Annotated in this window: 14 protein-coding genes, 1 tRNA gene, 3 rRNA genes, 1 pseudogene and 1 other annotated feature; of the genes and pseudogenes, 11 read left to right on the forward strand and 8 right to left on the reverse strand. The window is 49.8% G+C overall.

The window, feature by feature from the left end:
• Nucleotides 1-121: 121 nt before the first annotated feature.
• Nucleotides 122-541 (forward strand): annotated as a pseudogene (locus SK35_RS06155) (tyrosine-type recombinase/integrase); the annotation flags it as partial.
• Entirely contained in the window at nt 534-1,712 is a 1,179-nt protein-coding gene (locus SK35_RS06160) for a hypothetical protein (protein ID WP_048215753.1), read from the forward strand. The pseudogene SK35_RS06155 and the gene SK35_RS06160, both read left to right, overlap by 8 nt.
• A 264-nt stretch (nt 1,713-1,976) precedes the next feature.
• Here SK35_RS06160 and SK35_RS06165 read toward each other — a convergent pair whose 3' ends face one another.
• The 4 genes from SK35_RS06165 to SK35_RS06180 all read right to left on the reverse strand — a co-directional run bounded on the left by SK35_RS06165 (nt 1,977) and on the right by SK35_RS06180 (nt 4,742).
• A complete protein-coding gene (locus SK35_RS06165; RefSeq protein WP_003826447.1) occupies nt 1,977-2,459 on the reverse strand; it encodes an OmpA family protein in 483 nt (160 codons plus the stop codon).
• Between the two features lie 12 nt (nt 2,460-2,471).
• On the reverse strand, nt 2,472-3,698 hold the full coding sequence (gene dgcN, locus SK35_RS06170) for a diguanylate cyclase DgcN (protein WP_003826449.1): 1,227 nt from the start codon (nt 3,696-3,698) through the stop codon (nt 2,472-2,474).
• The gene (locus SK35_RS06175; RefSeq protein ID WP_003826451.1) at nt 3,691-4,209 is read right to left on the reverse strand and encodes a YfiR family protein; all 519 of its coding nucleotides are present in this window, start codon (nt 4,207-4,209) and stop codon (nt 3,691-3,693) included. Before SK35_RS06175 ends, dgcN begins: the two co-directional genes overlap by 8 nt.
• 158 nt (nt 4,210-4,367) lie before the next feature.
• Nucleotides 4,368-4,742, reverse strand: coding sequence for a DUF2799 domain-containing protein (locus SK35_RS06180; protein ID WP_048215754.1), 375 nt, complete (start codon nt 4,740-4,742; stop codon nt 4,368-4,370).
• 215 nt (nt 4,743-4,957) lie between these two features.
• Here SK35_RS06180 and aroF point away from each other — a divergent pair, with 215 nt between their 5' ends.
• Both aroF and tyrA read left to right on the forward strand, forming a co-directional pair.
• Nucleotides 4,958-6,028: a 3-deoxy-7-phosphoheptulonate synthase AroF gene (aroF, locus tag SK35_RS06185; protein ID WP_048215755.1), complete on the forward strand. Its 1,071-nt coding sequence runs from the start codon at nt 4,958-4,960 to the stop codon at nt 6,026-6,028.
• A 10-nt stretch (nt 6,029-6,038) separates the two neighbouring features.
• A complete protein-coding gene (tyrA, locus tag SK35_RS06190) occupies nt 6,039-7,160 on the forward strand; it encodes a bifunctional chorismate mutase/prephenate dehydrogenase (protein WP_003826456.1) in 1,122 nt (373 codons plus the stop codon).
• 96 nt (nt 7,161-7,256) lie between these two features.
• Here the strand turns inward: tyrA and pheA are convergent, their stop codons facing one another.
• From pheA to bamD, 4 genes are all read right to left on the reverse strand, one after another.
• The gene (gene pheA, locus SK35_RS06195; RefSeq protein ID WP_003826458.1) at nt 7,257-8,417 is read right to left on the reverse strand and encodes a bifunctional chorismate mutase/prephenate dehydratase; all 1,161 of its coding nucleotides are present in this window, start codon (nt 8,415-8,417) and stop codon (nt 7,257-7,259) included.
• A 22-nt stretch (nt 8,418-8,439) separates the two neighbouring features.
• Nucleotides 8,440-8,565, reverse strand: a sequence feature (Phe leader region).
• Nucleotides 8,517-8,564, reverse strand: a complete 48-nt coding sequence (gene pheL / locus SK35_RS06200) for a pheA operon leader peptide PheL (protein ID WP_100250063.1) — start codon at nt 8,562-8,564, stop codon at nt 8,517-8,519. Its footprint overlaps the feature before it by 48 nt.
• 102 nt (nt 8,566-8,667) lie before the next feature.
• Nucleotides 8,668-9,006 carry a ribosome-associated translation inhibitor RaiA gene (gene raiA, locus SK35_RS06205; protein WP_003031244.1) on the reverse strand — a complete coding sequence of 113 codons (339 nt, stop codon included), beginning with the start codon at nt 9,004-9,006 and terminating at the stop codon, nt 8,668-8,670.
• 269 nt (nt 9,007-9,275) lie between these two features.
• The gene (bamD, locus tag SK35_RS06210; protein WP_003826460.1) at nt 9,276-10,013 is read right to left on the reverse strand and encodes an outer membrane protein assembly factor BamD; all 738 of its coding nucleotides are present in this window, start codon (nt 10,011-10,013) and stop codon (nt 9,276-9,278) included.
• A 131-nt stretch (nt 10,014-10,144) separates the two neighbouring features.
• Between bamD and rluD the strand changes: the two genes are divergently transcribed.
• The 7 genes from rluD to rrf all read left to right on the forward strand — a co-directional run bounded on the left by rluD (nt 10,145) and on the right by rrf (nt 20,046).
• Nucleotides 10,145-11,125 carry a 23S rRNA pseudouridine(1911/1915/1917) synthase RluD gene (rluD, locus tag SK35_RS06215; RefSeq protein ID WP_003826464.1) on the forward strand — a complete coding sequence of 327 codons (981 nt, stop codon included), beginning with the start codon at nt 10,145-10,147 and terminating at the stop codon, nt 11,123-11,125.
• Nucleotides 11,122-11,853, forward strand: coding sequence for a purine nucleoside phosphorylase YfiH (gene yfiH / locus SK35_RS06220; protein WP_008785512.1), 732 nt, complete (start codon nt 11,122-11,124; stop codon nt 11,851-11,853). Before rluD ends, yfiH begins: the two co-directional genes overlap by 4 nt.
• A gap of 129 nt (nt 11,854-11,982) precedes the next feature.
• Nucleotides 11,983-14,556, forward strand: coding sequence for an ATP-dependent chaperone ClpB (gene clpB / locus SK35_RS06225; protein ID WP_048215756.1), 2,574 nt, complete (start codon nt 11,983-11,985; stop codon nt 14,554-14,556).
• Between the two features lie 443 nt (nt 14,557-14,999).
• Nucleotides 15,000-16,541 (forward strand): 16S ribosomal RNA (locus SK35_RS06230).
• Between the two features lie 85 nt (nt 16,542-16,626).
• A tRNA-Glu gene (locus SK35_RS06235) sits at nt 16,627-16,702 on the forward strand.
• A gap of 221 nt (nt 16,703-16,923) precedes the next feature.
• Nucleotides 16,924-19,830: ribosomal RNA gene (locus SK35_RS06240) — 23S ribosomal RNA — on the forward strand.
• Nucleotides 19,831-19,930: 100 nt separating this feature from the next.
• Nucleotides 19,931-20,046 (forward strand): 5S ribosomal RNA (gene rrf, locus SK35_RS06245).
• The 16S, 23S and 5S rRNA genes sit together here with 1 tRNA gene alongside, the layout of an rRNA operon.
• The last annotated feature ends 490 nt before the right edge of the window (nt 20,047-20,536 follow it).

Here is a 20,536-nt window from a genome sequence, read left to right on the forward strand (position 1 = left end):
CCCATGTTCTAAATCTAAAGGTGGAGTATCGCATTGCACCGCTGACGGAAAATTTGTTTGTAATGATGGTAGTATTAGTCGCTCTAAGAAAAAGTGTTCTTAAAAGTATCGTCTCGTGAGGCGTACTAGATGGGGTGAAGCCAAACGTCTGATTCGTTCACATCTTTTACCCCACAAGCTGACCTTCACGAAAACTAAAGGTAAGAAGAATCGCACGGTGCTGATCCCTCGGTGGCTGTATGACGAGCTAGCTCCTTTGCAGGGGAAAATGTTCCATCCCTGCTATCAGGAGTTCAAGAAAATGCTCGCACTGACCGATATTGTGTTGGCTGAAGGGCAGAAGACGCACGTGCTACGTCATACTTTTGCGAGTCATTTTATGATGAATGGAGGTAATATCTTGGTACTCCAACGGATTCTTGGCCATGCAAACATAAGAGAGACGATGCGATACGCACATTTTGCTCCTGATCATCTTGAAGAAGCTGCTCTTCTTAATCCGATATCACTATACAGGCATGAGGAAATTACAAGTGAGTAGTAAGGCAAACTGCGTTTTTTGTGGGCGTAAACCTGAAAAGAAAAGTAGAGAACATATTATTCCACAATGGTTGATAAAAAAAACAGGAGATCCAAAGAGACAGGCTTTTTTTGGGATGCCCATTTGTGATCGTGATGAAGAGGGTGTGTATACTAAAATAAATGCACCAAATTCTGATAATGTCGATACGAAAGGACGCGTATTTTCATTTGACAACTTCACGTTTCCTGCTTGTGAGAAATGCAATGGTGATTATTCTAATCTTGAAGCTAAAGTTAAAGATGTTTATGAACGCATGTCTGATAATAAGTCTATAGACAGAGAGCAAATTAATTTATTCCTTGACTGGATGGATAAAGTAAGAGTCGGTGTGTGGCTGGGGTTGCGTCAATTAGATAAGAATGTTGCTGATATTGAGCCAAATTTTGCCATTTCTCATCGTATGGGATGTTATGACAGAATTTTAATGATTAAACGTTTTGAAAATCAACCGCAAGGTGTGAATTTTATAGGTTCAGAAAATTTTTCCTTTGCAATTATGCCAAGCGTTTTTTGTCTTAGGATTAATGATTTATATTTCTTTAATGTCTCATCGATGTTTTTGGTTTCACATGGATTAGGCTTTCCTTATATAGACGGGATGAAATTAGATAACAACAGTGATAGGTTGATTGTGGATCCACTCCCAGGAAAAGAAAAAATTACCCAGCCTATATTTGGAAGAGATGTGTGGGGAGGTGCTGTATGTATAATTCAACCAATGTTCAAAAATTCTTTGGTTGAGGAAAATGCTGATAGTGAACTTTCAAAATTATATGAAACAGATTACATCCTAGAAAACAGCTTGGAACCTAAAGAAGGAAAAGGTGCCATATTCATTAGACAAGTTGATGGAAGTGTTAAAAAAATGGAGGTTGATGAGGGGTTAAAGATTGATTATTCAAAAGGGGCAAAAGACCCACGCCATGATCCCATAAGAGTTTATATAGAAGTACTGAATTGGCAGAATTATCTCATAAAAGAACAACTTCAAAATATGAATCTTGACTTATTATCTGAAGAGCAAAAAGCGTATGTCAACGAAAAGTATGGTTTCGCTCAACGTACAAATGATGTGCTCATACAGCATGCTCAGAATTCTTTGTATAAGGATATGATGCTTTCTTGGTAAGAAGGGTGTCCACATTCTGTCCACGCAGCATGTTTTTGGTTGCACTTGATTGCACTAGAGATACATATAACTAACTGTTTATAATCAAAAATTTATGATTATCAATGGTGTCAGGTAAAAGCGTCTTAACTAAGATTCGCGCAAGCGACATCCTGTTAGAAAAGGGCTGGCCGAAAGGCTGGCCCTTTTTTTATCCCGACGTTTACTCTTTTGTTCTTTATGGCAATGGAAGGACTGCGCGGCGCGCAGCCAGTTGGGGGACGATTATGGTGTCGTGATCACGACCGCCACGCGGCGGTTTTCAGCGCGACCTTTTGATGTCTGGTTGCTGGCAATGGGATATTTCTTCCCGAGTCCCTGAGTAGTCAGGTTGGTGCGGGGAATATTAGCGCCCTGCGCCCAGGCATCGGCAACGACATTAGCGCGTTTGAGTGACAGAGCTTCGTTATAGCTGTCTTCACCGTAGTTATCAGTATGACCATCCAGGCGAGCATGATTTAGCCCGGTAGCTGCCAGTTTGGATGCCATTTCCTTGATCTGTTTTTCACTTTCAGGACGGAGTTTATAGTCATTTTTGTCAAACAGGATAGTGTCAGACAGGCCGAGAGACCAGTCTCCTGATGCTTCAGTAAATCCGTATGATTTCATGGCTGCAATTTGCTCTGGGGTAAATTTTCCCTGAGGTGCCTGACAGCCAGCCAGAATCAGTAAAAGCAGAAGAAACGGGGATAATAAACGTTTTAGCATGTGTGTAATTCCTTATTTTTTAATAATGCGTTCAGAACGCAAATGTTTAGCCTGATACATATTTTGATCGGCAAGTTCTTGTAATTTTTCGGCAGAAGCATGTTCCCACGTCAGCGCAAACCCAATACTGAGCGTCATGCTTGCCAGATGACCATTATGCAGGTCAAAAGGTCGGTTAAACTCTTGTGACAGTGCCGCGCAGATCCGCTGAACCTCATATTCAGAATGAACGCTGTACAGCACCATAGCGAACTCATCGCCGCCAAGTCTGTATGGGTAATGGCGACTCCCCCCAAACTCGGATAACCTTTTTGCGACTTCAATCAGGACCCGATCCCCCGCTGCGTGGCCCCAGGTATCATTAATAAATTTAAAATTGTCGCCATCAAGGAATAATAATGCCGAGCTGCTGTGGGCGGCATCATCATTCATTAGGGCATTTATGCTGCTGCGAAATGCGGCGCGATTTGCCAGACCCGTCAGAGGATCATGTAGTGCAGTACGCAACAGCTGAGCGTTTTTTGCCTGCAGTTTAAGTTGCCACTCCTCCATCTCGTCCAGCAAACTATTAAAGTCCAGGGCGAAGAGATGAAACTCTTCAATGCGTTCCTCTGATACGCGCCGTGAAAAGTTACGGTTGGTACGAACATCATGTACCACCTCGGTAATGTTTTGCAGTGCATCCACAACGCCATTGTGTAAATAGCGAGTGAGCATTAATGCAATTCCGGATGCCAACAGAATGCACCCGGTAAGGACGGCCAGCGACAAATAGATGAAATGACTGATAACGCTATCGCGCGCAGTCAATCGTACTTCACCGATGACGTTGCCATTGTGCAAAATCGGCTGAGTGACCGGTTGTGGGAACAGCCAGTGGCTGATCATCCCGCTGATCTTTTCAGTGGTATCCTGCGCGTTATAGCGCCAGGTGGCGATCACCTTCTGGTTTTTATTACGAACTTCTGCAACGGAAAATTGCCCCTGCTGACCCAGTGCCGCCAGCGTTTCAGTTGCTGCAACACTATCAGAAAAGACTAATGCAGCTTCGAGCGTACGGGTCATGGTAGCGGCAGTCAGATCCAGATTCTTTTGCGCATACTGTCTTAATGCCAGCACGGAAGAAATGCTGAGCAGCAGCCAGATCAGCATCATGGTTACCAGAACGCTGATTATGCTGATACGCCGTAATGTTCGCTTAAACGTCGGGCGTGCTATGGGAGAATGGCCCTTATCCATGCTTATTATTCCGTGCAAGCATCAATACGTCTGGACTGACCCTTACGCCGCTGCGTGAAAGGGAATCCATATTTACGGAAAATCTCACATCTTCGTCTTTAATTATGAGGCAAAAGGCGCTGCCAATAACGCATTCGGGGTTCTGTTCAGCAATTAATAACAATGCCTTAGTCGGATATTTATTCTTTAATTCCACCTGATAAGTAGGGGATTCTTTTCCAAAATAAAAACCGTCACACTGCGAAACTAATATTTCTTGTTCCGTACGGATGATGACGGGAAGATAGGGTAATGCGCCTGCACTGGTATCTTTCAGGACACTGGAAAAACGCGATGAAGAGAAAATACACAGTTTTGGGGGCCCGGAAAGTGCAGGCCAGCGTGTATAACTGACGATGCCGGAAACCATAGCGCGTACCGATTTTGCTTCTTCCGTAACGCTTTGGGCATACAGCGGTAATCCGGTCAGGAGCAGTGCCAGTAGAAGTATGAGTCGGTAAGAATAGCTCATGAATAGTTACCTACCAGCGTTTGCTGTAAAACGTCGAAATACATTCAAGATTGTTTGCAACAAAATAACATTATTTTCCTAAGCCGTCATTATTCCTGGAATAATGCTATTGGTGATTTAAGTTAAATCCTAATGGTTTATAAAATATAAACCATTGTTTAATTTAACCTTATCGAGGCAGCACCCTCGTTTGCCCCTTGCTGCCAGGCGCTGTGTAACTGGTCAACATTTTCGACAGTATCGCAACTGGGCGGAAAAGTTTTCCCGGTCAGGCCTCTGGCATAAACAAAATCCTGCTGGCAGGTTTTACGTTGTCCCTCGGCGTAACCCTTAAGGTATTCCGTACGATCGACGTCGGGGTCATTGTAGTTGTCGGCAAGCGTTTCATTATCTTTAACGGCATAACCCGAAATGGCATCTTGTATCCCGGCGTCGTACCAGTCGGTACCAGTCCAGGTAGGGGCATAGGTGTAGGGGTCTATCTGACATCCGCTAAGAAGTAATAGAAACAAGATGCTGATGAGTTGCTTCATTGCCTGTGCTCCTTCGTTTTTTTAAGCATAGTGGATCTGAAAATTCAGTGGTGTAAATTTAAATGTACATTTGCAAGGGCTGTTTTTGCCTTGAAATAACATAATGTAAATTAAAATTTACGGATTGTGGATTGAAATCTTTACCTGTTGTGATATCGTTATTTCCTCCTCGCTGAGGATCAACTATCGCAAACGAGCTAAACAGGATCACCATCATGCAAAAAGACGCGCTGAACAACGTACATATTACCGACGAACAGGTTCTGATGACTCCGGAGCAGCTGAAAGCTGAATTTCCGCTGAGCCATGAGCAAGAGGCGCAAATCGCCCAGTCGCGTAAAACCATCTCAGATATTATCTCCGGTCGCGATCCGCGCCTGCTGGTCGTATGTGGCCCATGCTCCATTCACGATCCTGAAATGGCTATTGAGTATGCTCGTCGATTTAAAGCCCTTGCCGCAGAGGTCAGCGATAGCCTCTACCTGGTGATGCGCGTCTATTTTGAAAAACCCCGTACCACTGTCGGCTGGAAAGGGTTAATTAACGATCCTCATATGGATGGCTCTTTTGATGTTGAAGCAGGTCTGAAAATTGCGCGTCAGCTGCTGCTTGAACTGGTAAATATGGGACTGCCGCTGGCAACTGAAGCGCTGGATCCAAATAGCCCGCAATACCTGGGCGATCTGTTTAGCTGGTCCGCAATCGGTGCCCGTACTACGGAATCGCAGACTCACCGTGAAATGGCTTCCGGTCTTTCGATGCCGGTTGGCTTTAAGAATGGTACCGACGGTAGCCTGGCGACCGCCATTAACGCCATGCGTGCGGCTGCGCAGTCGCACCGCTTTGTCGGTATTAACCAGGCCGGGCAGGTTGCACTGCTGCAAACACAGGGGAATCCGGACGGTCACGTGATCTTGCGCGGGGGTAAAGCGCCGAACTACAGCCCGGCAGATGTCGCCCAGTGCGAAAAAGAGATGGAGCAGGCGGGACTACGACCTTCTCTGATGGTAGATTGCAGTCATGGTAATTCAAATAAAGATTACCGCCGTCAGCCTGCCGTGGCTGAATCCGTGATTGCACAAATCAAAGATGGCAATCGCTCGATCATTGGCTTGATGATTGAAAGTAATATTCACGAAGGCAACCAGTCTTCCGAACAGCCGCGCAGCGAAATGAAATACGGCGTATCCGTAACTGACGCCTGCATTAGCTGGGAAATGACGGATGCGCTGCTGCGTGAAATTAGCCAGGATTTAAGCGGCCAGCTGTCGGCGCGTGTAGCATAAGAGGTTGGTTATGGTTGCTGAATTGACCGCATTACGCGATCAAATTGATGAAGTCGACAAGGCGTTGCTGGATTTACTGGCACGCCGCCTGGAGCTGGTTGCCGAAGTAGGTGAAGTAAAAAGCCGCTTTGGGCTGCCGATCTACGTGCCGGAGCGGGAAGCCTCTATGCTGGCCTCTCGTCGCGCGGAAGCGGAAGCCCTTGGCGTGCCGCCGGACCTGATTGAAGATGTGCTACGCCGCGTTATGCGTGAGTCCTACTCCAGTGAGAACGACAAAGGGTTTAAAACGCTTTGTCCTTCTCTGCGGCCGGTGGTGATTGTCGGCGGCGGCGGTCAGATGGGGCGTCTGTTCGAAAAAATGCTCACCCTGTCAGGTTACCAGGTGCGGATCCTGGAACAGCAGGACTGGGATCGCGCGCCGGAGATCGTCTCTGATGCCGGCATGGTGATCGTCAGCGTGCCGATCCACGTCACCGAGCAGGTGATCGCCAAACTACCGCGTCTGCCGTCTGACTGCATCCTGGTGGATCTGGCTTCGGTGAAAAATGGTCCTTTACAGGCGATGCTGGCTGCACATGATGGCCCGGTGGTGGGGTTACACCCAATGTTTGGTCCGGACAGCGGCAGTCTGGCCAAGCAGGTCGTCGTTTGGTGTGACGGACGTCAGCCGGAAGCTTATCAGTGGTTTCTGGAACAGATTCAGGTGTGGGGTGCGCGACTACATCGGATCAGCGCCGTTGAACATGACCAGAACATGGCGTTTATTCAGGCACTGCGTCACTTTGCGACCTTTGCTTACGGTCTGCATTTAGCGGAAGAGAACGTTCAACTGGAGCAGCTGCTGGCGCTCTCTTCGCCGATTTACCGCCTTGAACTGGCGATGGTTGGCCGTCTGTTTGCCCAGGATCCGCAGCTCTATGCCGATATTATTATGTCGTCTGAGAGCAACCTTGCGCTGATTAAACGCTACTACCAACGTTTTGGCGAGGCGATCGGTTTACTGGAGCAGGGCGATAAGCAAGCGTTTATCGACAGTTTCCGTAAGGTGGAGCATTGGTTTGGCGATTATGCGAAACGCTTCCAGAGTGAAAGCCGTACTTTGTTACGCCAGGCGAATGACAGCCGTCCTTAATTAAGATGCCGGATGGCGGCTTCGCCTTATCCGGCCTTCAAAAATCGTATGAATCGTAGGCCGGATAAGCGTAGCGCCATCCGGCATTGTCAAACGTTAGCTCGGATCGACTGGCACCACGTTCTCACTTGGATAGCATCCCAGTACTTTCATCGAACGCGTAATCTCACCCAGCTCTTTCAATGCTTTTTGCATCTGGGGCGACTCCAGGTTGGCCTGGATATCAAGATAAAACATCTCTTCCCACGGATTGCCGTGAATCGGGCGTGACTCCAGTTTAGTCATAATCAGATTATGGTTACGCAGCACCAGCAGCGCCTCAACCAGCGCACCGGCTTGTTGCCCCGTCGCCATCAACAGGGTTGTTTTTGCCGGAACCTGATCGGAAACATTGATTGCTTTGCGTGCCAGCACCACGAAGCGGGTGATGTTTTGCGACTGGTTAGCCTCAATATGCTCGAGAACCTGCAATCCATACAGTACGCCTCCGGCTTCGCTCCCCAGGGCCGCCACGCGCGGTGAGTTAGCCTGCGCAACTTTTTCCATCGCCGCAGAGGTGCTTTCAGTGTACTCAATCTTCCAGTGCGGGTAGCGATTCAGGAATTTGCTGCACTGCTGGAACGGCTGCGGATGGCTATATACCGTTTCAATAGTCTCAAGATCCGTCGTGCCAGACACCAGTACACAGTGGTCTATCGTAATGGTCATCTCGCCAACGATAGACAGGCTGGTGTGCTGCAGCAGGTCGTAAACGTCGTTAATCCCACCGGAGCTGGTGTTTTCAATCGGTACCACAGCATAGTCAGCCTGTCCGGTTTCGACCTGATTAAAGATATCGGCAAATTTTGCGCAGCCGCTTTCAATAAATTGTTCAAAATGGCGGGCAGCGTATTGACGTGCTGCGAGGTGAGAATATGACCCTTTTGGCCCAAGGAAGGCCACGCGCGCGGAGTGTGGGTTAATTTTGTTCAGGTGCTGCTGGAGCAGTGCCTGTTGAGTCAGGACGGAGTCTTCGATTATGAGCTGGAACAGGCGAGTAATGTAGTGAGCATCAAGATGATGTGCTTTGCCAAGCTGAATGAGTCGGTCCAAAAGGTCACGTTCACGGTCGATATCACGAACCGGACGATGCGAAAGCAGTTTGGCTTTACCAACTTCTACGGCCAGTCCACGTCGCTCAGCCAGCAGGGCCAGTAATTTTTCATCCAGCGTGCTGATCTTATCGCGCAGCGCCAGCAATGGGTTTTCCGATGTCATAGTGTTGCCTTTCTTGTTATCAATAAAAAAGGCCTCCCGTTGTGGGAGGCCTTATTGTTCGTCTTCGCATTCTTTATCACACGACGAAACGCCTCCCATTCAGGGGAAGGTAAAAAAGAATGCGAAGAAGAACGGGACAAGTTTCATGTAATTTTCCTTTGGCTACGTCAGTAAAGTACCCGTACTGTTTTCACCCTGTCAACAAAAAACGCGCCCGAAGGCGCGTTGGCGATACACTCAATGTAAGGGACTACTCTTCTTCTGCTTCGACGAAGTTGGCGTCTTTAACTGAAGTTGTTGCACGACGGGCTTCGCCTTTGTGCTGCACTTTATTGAGCTGCCGTTCCAGCTTGTTGATCAAATCGTTAATTGCTGTGTACATATCCTCGTGTTTTGCGCTGGCGACCAGATGTCCGTTCGGTGTATTGATGGTGGCATCAGCAATGAAACCCTGTGGCTCCTTAGACAGAATGATATGTGGATTAATCAGATGAGTTTGCCATTTTTCTAGTTTGGCGAGACGGTCTGCGACATGCTGGCGAATTGCCGGAGTAATTTCCATTTGTTTACTGGTAATGTTCATTGTCATAAATTTTACCTCTTGTCTTTCCCGTCTTGGTGATTCCAGCATACCGTTCCTAATGTCAAAATGTGTGATACGAATCACATTATTTTGTCGCTTTTTGTCAAGAAAACCTTTTTGTGAGGCACCGCAGGAACAGGCGATTTTTTACTTGAGGAATACCTGAAAGCAGGCCATATTTGATGGGATGCGTCGGAGCTAAACCGCTTCAGTTGTGGCGTTAACGGATAAAAAAACGGCAGCCCTTGGGCTGCCGTTTTGCATTCTGAGGCAAATCAGGTATTGCTGCTGTTGGCGGCAATGATTTTCGCGACTTTTTCAGCCTGCGCATTCATCTGCATCTGGCGATAAGCGTTTTCCATCAACGGCAGGGCATTACGTGTTGCCTGAGTATCCGGGTAGTCGCGCAGCATGCCTTCCACACGGTTTACCACGGCAACCCATGCGCCGCGGGCAGTGTAGTATTCTGCAACGGAGTATTCATACTTCGCCAGGCGGTCTTTCAGGAACACCAGACGTTTGGTGGCGTCAGTGGTGTACTGGCTATTCGGATACCCACGCACCAGTTTGGAAAAGTCATTAAACGCAGCTCGGGCATGTTGCGGATCGCGATCGCTACGATCAACACCAAAGAATCCTTGCAGTGCGCTATCATCCAACGCCATATTGGTCAGGCCACGCATATACATGACATAATCAATGTTAGGGTGTGTCGGGTTAAGACGGATAAAACGATCGATGGCAGCCTGAGCAAGTGGCAGATCGGCGTTTTTGTAGTAGGCGTAGATGAGATCTAATTGCACCTGCTGAGAATACGGTCCAAATGGATAACGGTTATCCAACGCTTCCAATTGCGTTATTGCCTGTTTCCAGTTACCGTCCTGCAGCTTTTGCTGAGCAGTCGCGTAGATTTCATTTGGCGGATTATCGGGCACCTCTTCCTTTGAACCAGAGCAACCCGCCAAAAACAGGCTCAACGTGGCTGCTGCCACCAGATATTTCATGCGCGTCATGACGTTTTGACTTTCCTCAAAATGTAATACGGGAGATTCTCTGTTCCTGCTCCCGGTTAAGACCAGCTACAATAGCACACTATATTAAACGGCAAAGCCGTAAAACCCAACGTTAAACGAAGAAGCAGTTTATGGCACAACGAGTAGAACTCACCGCAACAGTCTCCGAAAATCAGCTCGGTCAACGCTTAGATCAGGCTTTGGCCGAATTGTTCCCTGATTATTCGCGATCGCGCATAAAAGAATGGATCCTCGACCAGCGCGTACTGGTAAATGACCAACTTTGCGATAAACCGAAAGAAAAAGTGTTGGGTGGAGAGCGTGTCTCCATCAATGCAGAAATTGATGAAGAGGTTCGTTTTGAACCTCAGGATATCCCACTGGATATCGTTTATGAAGATGACGATATTCTTGTCATCAACAAACCCCGTGACCTTGTAGTGCATCCGGGCGCCGGGAATCCCGATGGTACGGTATTGAATGCGTTACTGCATTACTACCCGCCAATCGCGGATGTTCCTCGTGCAGGTATCGTGCACCGTCTGGATAAAGACACGACCGGATTAATGGTGGTGGCAAAAACGGTTCCGGCGCAAACACGTTTGGTGGAGTCGTTGCAGCTGCGCGAAATTACCCGTGAGTACGAAGCCGTGGCAATTGGTCACATGACTGCTGGCGGAACCGTTGAGGAACCGATTAGCCGTCACCCGACCAAGCGTACGCATATGGCGGTACACCCAATGGGGAAACCGGCGGTAACGCACTATCGCATTATGGAACACTTCCGTGTGCACACGCGTCTGCGGTTGCGTCTGGAAACCGGACGTACGCACCAGATCCGCGTGCACATGGCACATATCACTCATCCGCTGGTGGGCGATCAGGTTTACGGCGGTCGTCCACGTCCACCGAAAGGCGCTTCTGACGAATTTATCTCCGTACTGCGTAAGTTCGACCGTCAAGCGCTGCACGCGACCATGCTGCGTTTGTATCACCCGATTTCCGGTATCGAAATGGAATGGCATGCGCCGATCCCACAAGATATGGTGCAGTTGATTGAAGTGATGCGCGCTGATTTCGAAGAACATAAGGATGATATTGCCTGGCTATGAGTAAGCTAATTGTCCCGCAGTGGCCGATACCGCAAGGTGTCGCGGCGTGTAGTTCTACCCGTATTGGCGGAGTCAGTATGCCGCCTTACGATTCGCTGAATCTGGGCGCCCATTGCGGCGATAACCCGGAGCATGTTGAAGAGAACCGCAAACGACTGTTTGCTGCGGGCAATCTGCCGTCAAAGCCAGTCTGGTTGGAGCAGGTCCACGGTAAGGATGTCCTGAAACTGACCGGCGAGCCTTACGCCTGCAAACGCGCAGATGCGTCGTACAGCAACACGCCGGGCACCGTGTGTGCGGTGATGACCGCTGATTGTTTGCCGGTGTTGTTTTGCAATCGTGCCGGAACGGAAGTTGCTGCGGCCCATGCGGGTTGGCGCGGATTATGCGCCGGCGTGCTGGAAGAGACGGTGGCGTGTTTTGCCGACAAACCTGAAAACATTATTGCCTGGCTAGGCCCGGCGATAGGTCCAAACGCGTTTGAAGTTGGACCAGAAGTCCGCGAGGCGTTCATGACGAAAGATCCGCAAGCGGACCTTGCATTTGTACCGCGCGGCGATAAGTATCTGGCGGATATCTACCAGCTTGCGCGCCAGCGTCTGTCCAGTGTCGGAGTCGAGAACATCCACGGTGGCGACCGTTGCACCTTCAGCGAAAGTGAGACGTTCTTCTCTTATCGTCGCGACAATACCACGGGTCGTATGGCAAGTTTTATTTGGCTGATATAACCTAAAGAATCAAGACGATCCGGTACGTGTAATTTTCTTTTCACATAATTCAGGTCATTCACCTTGAATAATTGAGGGATGACCTCATTTAATCTCCAGTAGCAATTTTGACCTGTTATGGGAGGAGTTATGCGTCTGGATCGTCTTACTAATAAATTCCAGCTTGCTCTTGCCGATGCCCAGTCACTCGCATTGGGGCACGACAATCAATTCATCGAACCACTTCATCTAATGAGCGCCTTGCTGAATCAGGAAGGGGGATCGGTACGTCCTTTATTAACGTCTGCTGGCATTAATGCTGGCCAGTTACGTACAGCCATTGACCAGGCTTTGAGCCGTTTGCCCCAGGTAGAAGGTACCGGTGGCGATGTGCAGCCTTCTCAGGAACTGGTGCGTGTACTGAATCTTTGCGACAAGCTGGCGCAAAAACGTGGGGACAACTTTATTTCGTCAGAACTGTTCGTTCTGGCGGCGCTTGAGTCACGCGGTACGCTGACCGACTTATTAAAATCAGCAGGCGCGACGACCGCCAATATCACTCAGGCAATTGAACAAATGCGTGGAGGTGAAAGCGTGAATGACCAGGGGGCTGAAGACCAACGTCAGGCCTTGAAAAAATATACCGTCGATCTGACTGAACGTGCCGAACAGGGCAAACTCGATCCGGTCATCGGCCGTGATGAAGAAATTCGCCGTACCATTCAGGTGCTGCAACGTCGTACTAAAAATAACCCGGTGTTAATCGGTGAACCCGGTGTCGGTAAAACCGCCATCGTTGAAGGGCTGGCCCAACGCATCATCAATGGTGAAGTGCCGGAAGGCTTAAAAGGCCGTCGTGTACTGGCGCTGGATATGGGCGCGCTGGTGGCTGGGGCCAAATATCGTGGTGAGTTCGAAGAACGTTTAAAAGGTGTGCTGAACGATCTCTCGAAACAGGAAGGCAACGTCATTCTGTTTATCGACGAATTGCATACCATGGTTGGGGCGGGTAAAGCCGATGGCGCAATGGACGCCGGGAACATGCTGAAACCAGCACTAGCTCGCGGGGAACTGCACTGCGTAGGCGCAACAACGCTTGATGAGTATCGCCAGTACATCGAAAAAGATGCGGCGCTGGAACGTCGTTTCCAGAAAGTGTTTGTGGCTGAACCTTCAGTGGAAGACACCATCGCAATCTTGCGTGGCCTGAAAGAACGTTATGAACTGCACCATCATGTGCAGATTACTGACCCGGCGATTGTTGCGGCTGCTACGCTGTCTCATCGCTATATTGCCGATCGTCAGTTGCCGGATAAAGCTATCGACCTTATTGACGAAGCGGCATCCAGCATTCGTATGCAGATTGACTCCAAGCCGGAGGAACTCGACAGACTCGACCGCCGTATTATCCAGCTCAAACTGGAACAGCAGGCATTAATGAAAGAGTCTGATGAGGCAAGTAAAAAACGTCTCGATATGCTCAACGAAGAGCTGGACGACAAAGAACGCCAGTATTCTGAGTTAGAGGAAGAGTGGAAAGCTGAAAAAGCTTCCCTCTCGGGAACGCAAACTATCAAGGCTGAGCTGGAGCAGGCAAAAATCGCCATCGAACAGGCGCGCCGCGTTGGCGACCTGGCGCGGATGTCTGAACTGCAGTACGGCAAAATTCCTGAACTGGAAAAACAGCTGGAAGCAGCCACCCAGTCTGAAGGCAAAACCATGCGTCTGCTGCGCAATAAAGTCACCGACGCAGAAATTGCGGAAGTGCTGGCGCGCTGGACGGGGATCCCTGTTGCTCGCATGCTGGAAGGCGAACGAGAAAAACTGTTGCGTATGGAGCAGGAGCTGCACAGCCGCGTGATTGGTCAGAACGAAGCGGTGGAAGCCGTTTCTAATGCCATTCGTCGTAGCCGCGCGGGCTTGTCCGATCCGAATCGTCCGATTGGTTCATTCCTGTTCCTTGGTCCAACCGGTGTCGGTAAAACCGAACTGTGCAAAGCGCTGGCAAACTTTATGTTCGACAGTGACGATGCAATGGTGCGTATCGATATGTCCGAGTTTATGGAGAAACACTCCGTGTCTCGTTTGGTCGGGGCACCTCCGGGATATGTCGGTTATGAAGAAGGTGGGTATCTGACGGAAGCAGTACGTCGTCGTCCTTACTCCGTCATCTTGTTGGATGAAGTGGAGAAAGCGCATCCGGATGTGTTCAACATTCTGCTGCAGGTGCTTGATGATGGTCGTCTGACTGACGGACAGGGGAGAACGGTCGACTTCCGTAATACGGTTGTCATCATGACCTCGAACCTGGGGTCCGATCTGATCCAGGAACGCTTCGGTGAGTTGGATTACGGTCACATGAAAGATATGGTGCTGGGCGTCGTGAGCCATAACTTCCGCCCGGAATTCATCAACCGTATAGATGAGGTTGTCGTATTCCATCCGCTGGGTGAGCAGCACATTGCTTCTATTGCTCAGATCCAGTTGCAGCGTCTGTACAAACGTCTGGAAGAGCGTGGCTATGAAATACATATTTCTGACGAGGCGCTTAAACTGCTGAGCGCGAATGGTTACGATCCGGTGTATGGCGCGCGTCCATTGAAACGTGCTATCCAGCAGCAGATCGAAAACCCGCTGGCGCAGCAAATTCTGTCTGGTGAACTGGTTCCGGGCAAAACGATTCGTCTGGAAGTGAATGACGATCGCATAGTGGCAGTGCAGTAAGTCACAAAACAACAATAAACGGGCCCTGCGGGGCTCGTTTTTGTATAAAATCCAGGCATAAATGAGCGTGTTGATTGAAAAGTAATCGCTTGATAAGTTTTTTATATTTTTAACTTGTCAGCCTGAAATAACTCCCTATAATGCGCCTCCACTGACACGGAACAACGGATTACAAGCCGCCGGGTCAGCGGAGTTCCACTGAGAACTCCGGCGAAGAAAGCGAAATTAAATGCTTGACTTCGTAGCGGGATGGCGTAATATGCACACCCCGCGCCGCTGAGAAAAAGCGAAGCGGCACTGCTCTTTAACAATTTATCAGACAATCTGTGTGGGCACTCGAAGATACGGATTCTTAACGTCGCAAGACGAAAAATGAATACCAAGTCTCAACGAGTGAACACGTAATTCATTACGAAGTTTAATTCATTGAGCATCAAACTTTTAAATTGAAGAGTTTGATCATGGCTCAGATTGAACGCTGGCGGCAGGCCTAACACATGCAAGTCGAACGGTAGCACAGAGGAGCTTGCTCCTTGGGTGACGAGTGGCGGACGGGTGAGTAATGTCTGGGAAACTGCCCGATGGAGGGGGATAACTACTGGAAACGGTAGCTAATACCGCATAACGTCGCAAGACCAAAGAGGGGGACCTTCGGGCCTCTTGCCATTGGATGTGCCCAGATGGGATTAGCTAGTAGGTGGGGTAACGGCTCACCTAGGCGACGATCCCTAGCTGGTCTGAGAGGATGACCAGCCACACTGGAACTGAGACACGGTCCAGACTCCTACGGGAGGCAGCAGTGGGGAATATTGCACAATGGGCGCAAGCCTGATGCAGCCATGCCGCGTGTATGAAGAAGGCCTTCGGGTTGTAAAGTACTTTCAGCGAGGAGGAAGGCGTTGTGGTTAATAACCGCAGCGATTGACGTTACTCGCAGAAGAAGCACCGGCTAACTCCGTGCCAGCAGCCGCGGTAATACGGAGGGTGCAAGCGTTAATCGGAATTACTGGGCGTAAAGCGCACGCAGGCGGTCTGTCAAGTCGGATGTGAAATCCCCGGGCTCAACCTGGGAACTGCATCCGAAACTGGCAGGCTAGAGTCTTGTAGAGGGGGGTAGAATTCCAGGTGTAGCGGTGAAATGCGTAGAGATCTGGAGGAATACCGGTGGCGAAGGCGGCCCCCTGGACAAAGACTGACGCTCAGGTGCGAAAGCGTGGGGAGCAAACAGGATTAGATACCCTGGTAGTCCACGCCGTAAACGATGTCGACTTGGAGGTTGTGCCCTTGAGGCGTGGCTTCCGGAGCTAACGCGTTAAGTCGACCGCCTGGGGAGTACGGCCGCAAGGTTAAAACTCAAATGAATTGACGGGGGCCCGCACAAGCGGTGGAGCATGTGGTTTAATTCGATGCAACGCGAAGAACCTTACCTACTCTTGACATCCAGAGAACTTAGCAGAGATGCTTTGGTGCCTTCGGGAACTCTGAGACAGGTGCTGCATGGCTGTCGTCAGCTCGTGTTGTGAAATGTTGGGTTAAGTCCCGCAACGAGCGCAACCCTTATCCTTTGTTGCCAGCGATTCGGTCGGGAACTCAAAGGAGACTGCCAGTGATAAACTGGAGGAAGGTGGGGATGACGTCAAGTCATCATGGCCCTTACGAGTAGGGCTACACACGTGCTACAATGGCATATACAAAGAGAAGCGACCTCGCGAGAGCAAGCGGACCTCATAAAGTATGTCGTAGTCCGGATTGGAGTCTGCAACTCGACTCCATGAAGTCGGAATCGCTAGTAATCGTGGATCAGAATGCCACGGTGAATACGTTCCCGGGCCTTGTACACACCGCCCGTCACACCATGGGAGTGGGTTGCAAAAGAAGTAGGTAGCTTAACCTTCGGGAGGGCGCTTACCACTTTGTGATTCATGACTGGGGTGAAGTCGTAACAAGGTAACCGTAGGGGAACCTGCGGTTGGATCACCTCCTTACCTTAAAGAACCTGCCTTTGTAGTGCTCACACAGATTGTCTGATGAAAAGTAAATAGCAAGGCGTCTTGCGATTGAGACTTCAGTGTCCCCTTCGTCTAGAGGCCCAGGACACCGCCCTTTCACGGCGGTAACAGGGGTTCGAATCCCCTAGGGGACGCCACTTGCTGGTATGTGTGAGTGAAAGTCGCCGACCGAAGTATCTCAAAACTGACTTTCGAGTCACGTTTGAGATATTTGCTCTTTAAAAATCTGGATCAAGCTGAAAATTGAAACGACACACTGTTTCATTTCTCCGTAATAAGAAATGAAAAGCGGTGTGTTCGAGTCTCTCAAATTTTTGCAAGTCGATGATGAATCGAAAGAAACATCTTCGGGTTGTGAGGTTAAGCGACTAAGCGTACACGGTGGATGCCCTGGCAGTCAGAGGCGATGAAGGACGTGCTAATCTGCGATAAGCGTCGGTAAGGTGATATGAACCGTTATAACCGGCGATTTCCGAATGGGGAAACCCAGTGTGATTCGTCACACTATCATTATGTGAATACATAGCGTAATGAAGCGAACCGGGGGAACTGAAACATCTAAGTACCCCGAGGAAAAGAAATCAACCGAGATTCCCCCAGTAGCGGCGAGCGAACGGGGAGCAGCCCAGAGTCTGAATCAGCATGTGTGTTAGTGGAAGCGTCTGGAAAGTCGCACGATACAGGGTGAAAGTCCCGTACACAAAAGTGCATGTGTTGTGAACTCGAAGAGTAGGGCGGGACACGTGGTATCCTGTCTGAATATGGGGGGACCATCCTCCAAGGCTAAATACTCCTGACTGACCGATAGTGAACCAGTACCGTGAGGGAAAGGCGAAAAGAACCCCGGCGAGGGGAGTGAAAAAGAACCTGAAACCGTGTACGTACAAGCAGTGGGAGCACCCTTTGGGGTGTGACTGCGTACCTTTTGTATAATGGGTCAGCGACTTATATTCTGTAGCAAGGTTAACCGAATAGGGGAGCCGAAGGGAAACCGAGTCTTAACTGGGCGTTAAGTTGCAGGGTATAGACCCGAAACCCGGTGATCTAGCCATGGGCAGGTTGAAGGTTGGGTAACACTAACTGGAGGACCGAACCGACTAATGTTGAAAAATTAGCGGATGACTTGTGGCTGGGGGTGAAAGGCCAATCAAACCGGGAGATAGCTGGTTCTCCCCGAAAGCTATTTAGGTAGCGCCTCGTGAATTCATCTTCGGGGGTAGAGCACTGTTTCGGCTAGGGGGTCATCCCGACTTACCAACCCGATGCAAACTGCGAATACCGAAGAATGTTATCACGGGAGACACACGGCGGGTGCTAACGTCCGTCGTGAAGAGGGAAACAACCCAGACCGCCAGCTAAGGTCCCAAAGTCATGGTTAAGTGGGAAACGATGTGGGAAGGCACAGACAGCCAGGATGTTGGCTTAGAAGCAGCCATCATTTAAAGAAAGCGTAATAGCTCACTGGTCGAGTCGGCCTGCGCGGAAGATGTAACGGGGCTAAACCATGCACCGAAGCTGCGGCAGCGACACTATGTGTTGTTGGGTAGGGGAGCGTTCTGTAAGCCGTTGAAGGTGTATCGTGAGGTATGCTGGAGGTATCAGAAGTGCGAATGCTGACATAAGTAACGATAATGCGGGTGAAAAACCCGCACGCCGGAAGACCAAGGGTTCCTGTCCAACGTTAATCGGGGCAGGGTGAGTCGACCCCTAAGGCGAGGCCGAAAGGCGTAGTCGATGGGAAACAGGTTAATATTCCTGTACTTGGTGTTACTGCGAAGGGGGGACGGAGAAGGCTATGTTAGCCGGGCGACGGTTGTCCCGGTTTAAGCATGTAGGCGGAGGTTCCAGGTAAATCCGGTACCTTTTAACGCTGAGGTGTGATGACGAGGCACTACGGTGCTGAAGTAACAAATGCCCTGCTTCCAGGAAAAGCCTCTAAGCATCAGGTAACACGAAATCGTACCCCAAACCGACACAGGTGGTCAGGTAGAGAATACCAAGGCGCTTGAGAGAACTCGGGTGAAGGAACTAGGCAAAATGGTGCCGTAACTTCGGGAGAAGGCACGCTGATATGTAGGTGAAGTGATTTACTCATGGAGCTGAAATCAGTCGAAGATACCAGCTGGCTGCAACTGTTTATTAAAAACACAGCACTGTGCAAACACGAAAGTGGACGTATACGGTGTGACGCCTGCCCGGTGCCGGAAGGTTAATTGATGGGGTTATCCGTAAGGAGAAGCTCTTGATCGAAGCCCCGGTAAACGGCGGCCGTAACTATAACGGTCCTAAGGTAGCGAAATTCCTTGTCGGGTAAGTTCCGACCTGCACGAATGGCGTAATGATGGCCAGGCTGTCTCCACCCGAGACTCAGTGAAATTGAACTCGCTGTGAAGATGCAGTGTACCCGCGGCAAGACGGAAAGACCCCGTGAACCTTTACTATAGCTTGACACTGAACACTGGTCCTTGATGTGTAGGATAGGTGGGAGGCTTTGAAGTGTGGACGCCAGTCTGCATGGAGCCATCCTTGAAATACCACCCTTTAATGGCTGGTGTTCTAACGTAGACCCGTAATCCGGGTTGCGGACAGTGTCTGGTGGGTAGTTTGACTGGGGCGGTCTCCTCCTAAAGAGTAACGGAGGAGCACGAAGGTTAGCTAATCCTGGTCGGACATCAGGAGGTTAGTGCAAAGGCATAAGCTAGCTTGACTGCGAGAGTGACGGCTCGAGCAGGTGCGAAAGCAGGTCTTAGTGATCCGGTGGTTCTGAATGGAAGGGCCATCGCTCAACGGATAAAAGGTACTCCGGGGATAACAGGCTGATACCGCCCAAGAGTTCATATCGACGGCGGTGTTTGGCACCTCGATGTCGGCTCATCACATCCTGGGGCTGAAGTAGGTCCCAAGGGTATGGCTGTTCGCCATTTAAAGTGGTACGCGAGCTGGGTTTAGAACGTCGTGAGACAGTTCGGTCCCTATCTGCCGTGGGCGCTGGAGAATTGAGGGGGGCTGCTCCTAGTACGAGAGGACCGGAGTGGACGCATCACTGGTGTTCGGGTTGTCATGCCAATGGCATTGCCCGGTAGCTAAATGCGGAAGAGATAAGTGCTGAAAGCATCTAAGCACGAAACTTGCCCCGAGATGAGTTCTCCCTGACCCTTTAAGGGTCCTGAAGGAACGTTGAAGACGACGACGTTGATAGGTCGGGTGTGTAAGTGTAGCGATACATTGAGCTAACCGATACTAATGAACCGTGAGGCTTAACCTTACAACGCCGAAGATGTTTTGGCGAAGAGACAGACACAAGATTCAGTTTGATTACAGATTACATCGACATGCCCAGGAGGTGTGTTGATAAACAGAATTTGCCTGGCGGCTGTAGCGCGGTGGTCCCACCTGACCCCATGCCGAACTCAGAAGTGAAACGCCGTAGCGCCGATGGTAGTGTGGGGTCTCCCCATGCGAGAGTAGGGAACTGCCAGGCATCAAATAAAAGCGAAAGGCTCAGTCGAAAGACTGGGCCTTTTGTTTTATCTGTTGTCTGTCGGTGAGCGCTCTCCTGCCCAGGACAAATCCGCCGGGAGCGGATTTGAACGTTGCGCAGCAACGGCCCGGAGGGTGGCGGGCAGGACGCCCGCCATAAACTGCCAGGCATTAATTTAGTGAAGAAGCCCATCCTGACGGATGGGCTTTTTTGCGTCTGTGCGGCGTGCCGCCTTATCCGGCCTACAGGGGCCGGGCTGAACGTATTTTGTAGGCCTGATAAGCGCAGCGCATCAGGCAACGCGGCAGTACATTGCCGGATTCGACGTAACAGCCTTAATCGACCAACAAAAGCACACTGTCTCGATCTACTACACGGCTCTCTCCCTCGAACATATCTGAATCCTTTCTCTGCTAATTAAAATCGTGATCTTTACCGCACAATAAGATATAACAATTATATAACATTCCATTCACCAAAAAACACACGA

Origin of the sequence: Citrobacter sp. MGH105 (assembly GCF_001037485.2) — a bacterium.
GTDB classification, from domain to species: Bacteria; Pseudomonadota; Gammaproteobacteria; order Enterobacterales; family Enterobacteriaceae; genus Citrobacter; species Citrobacter portucalensis.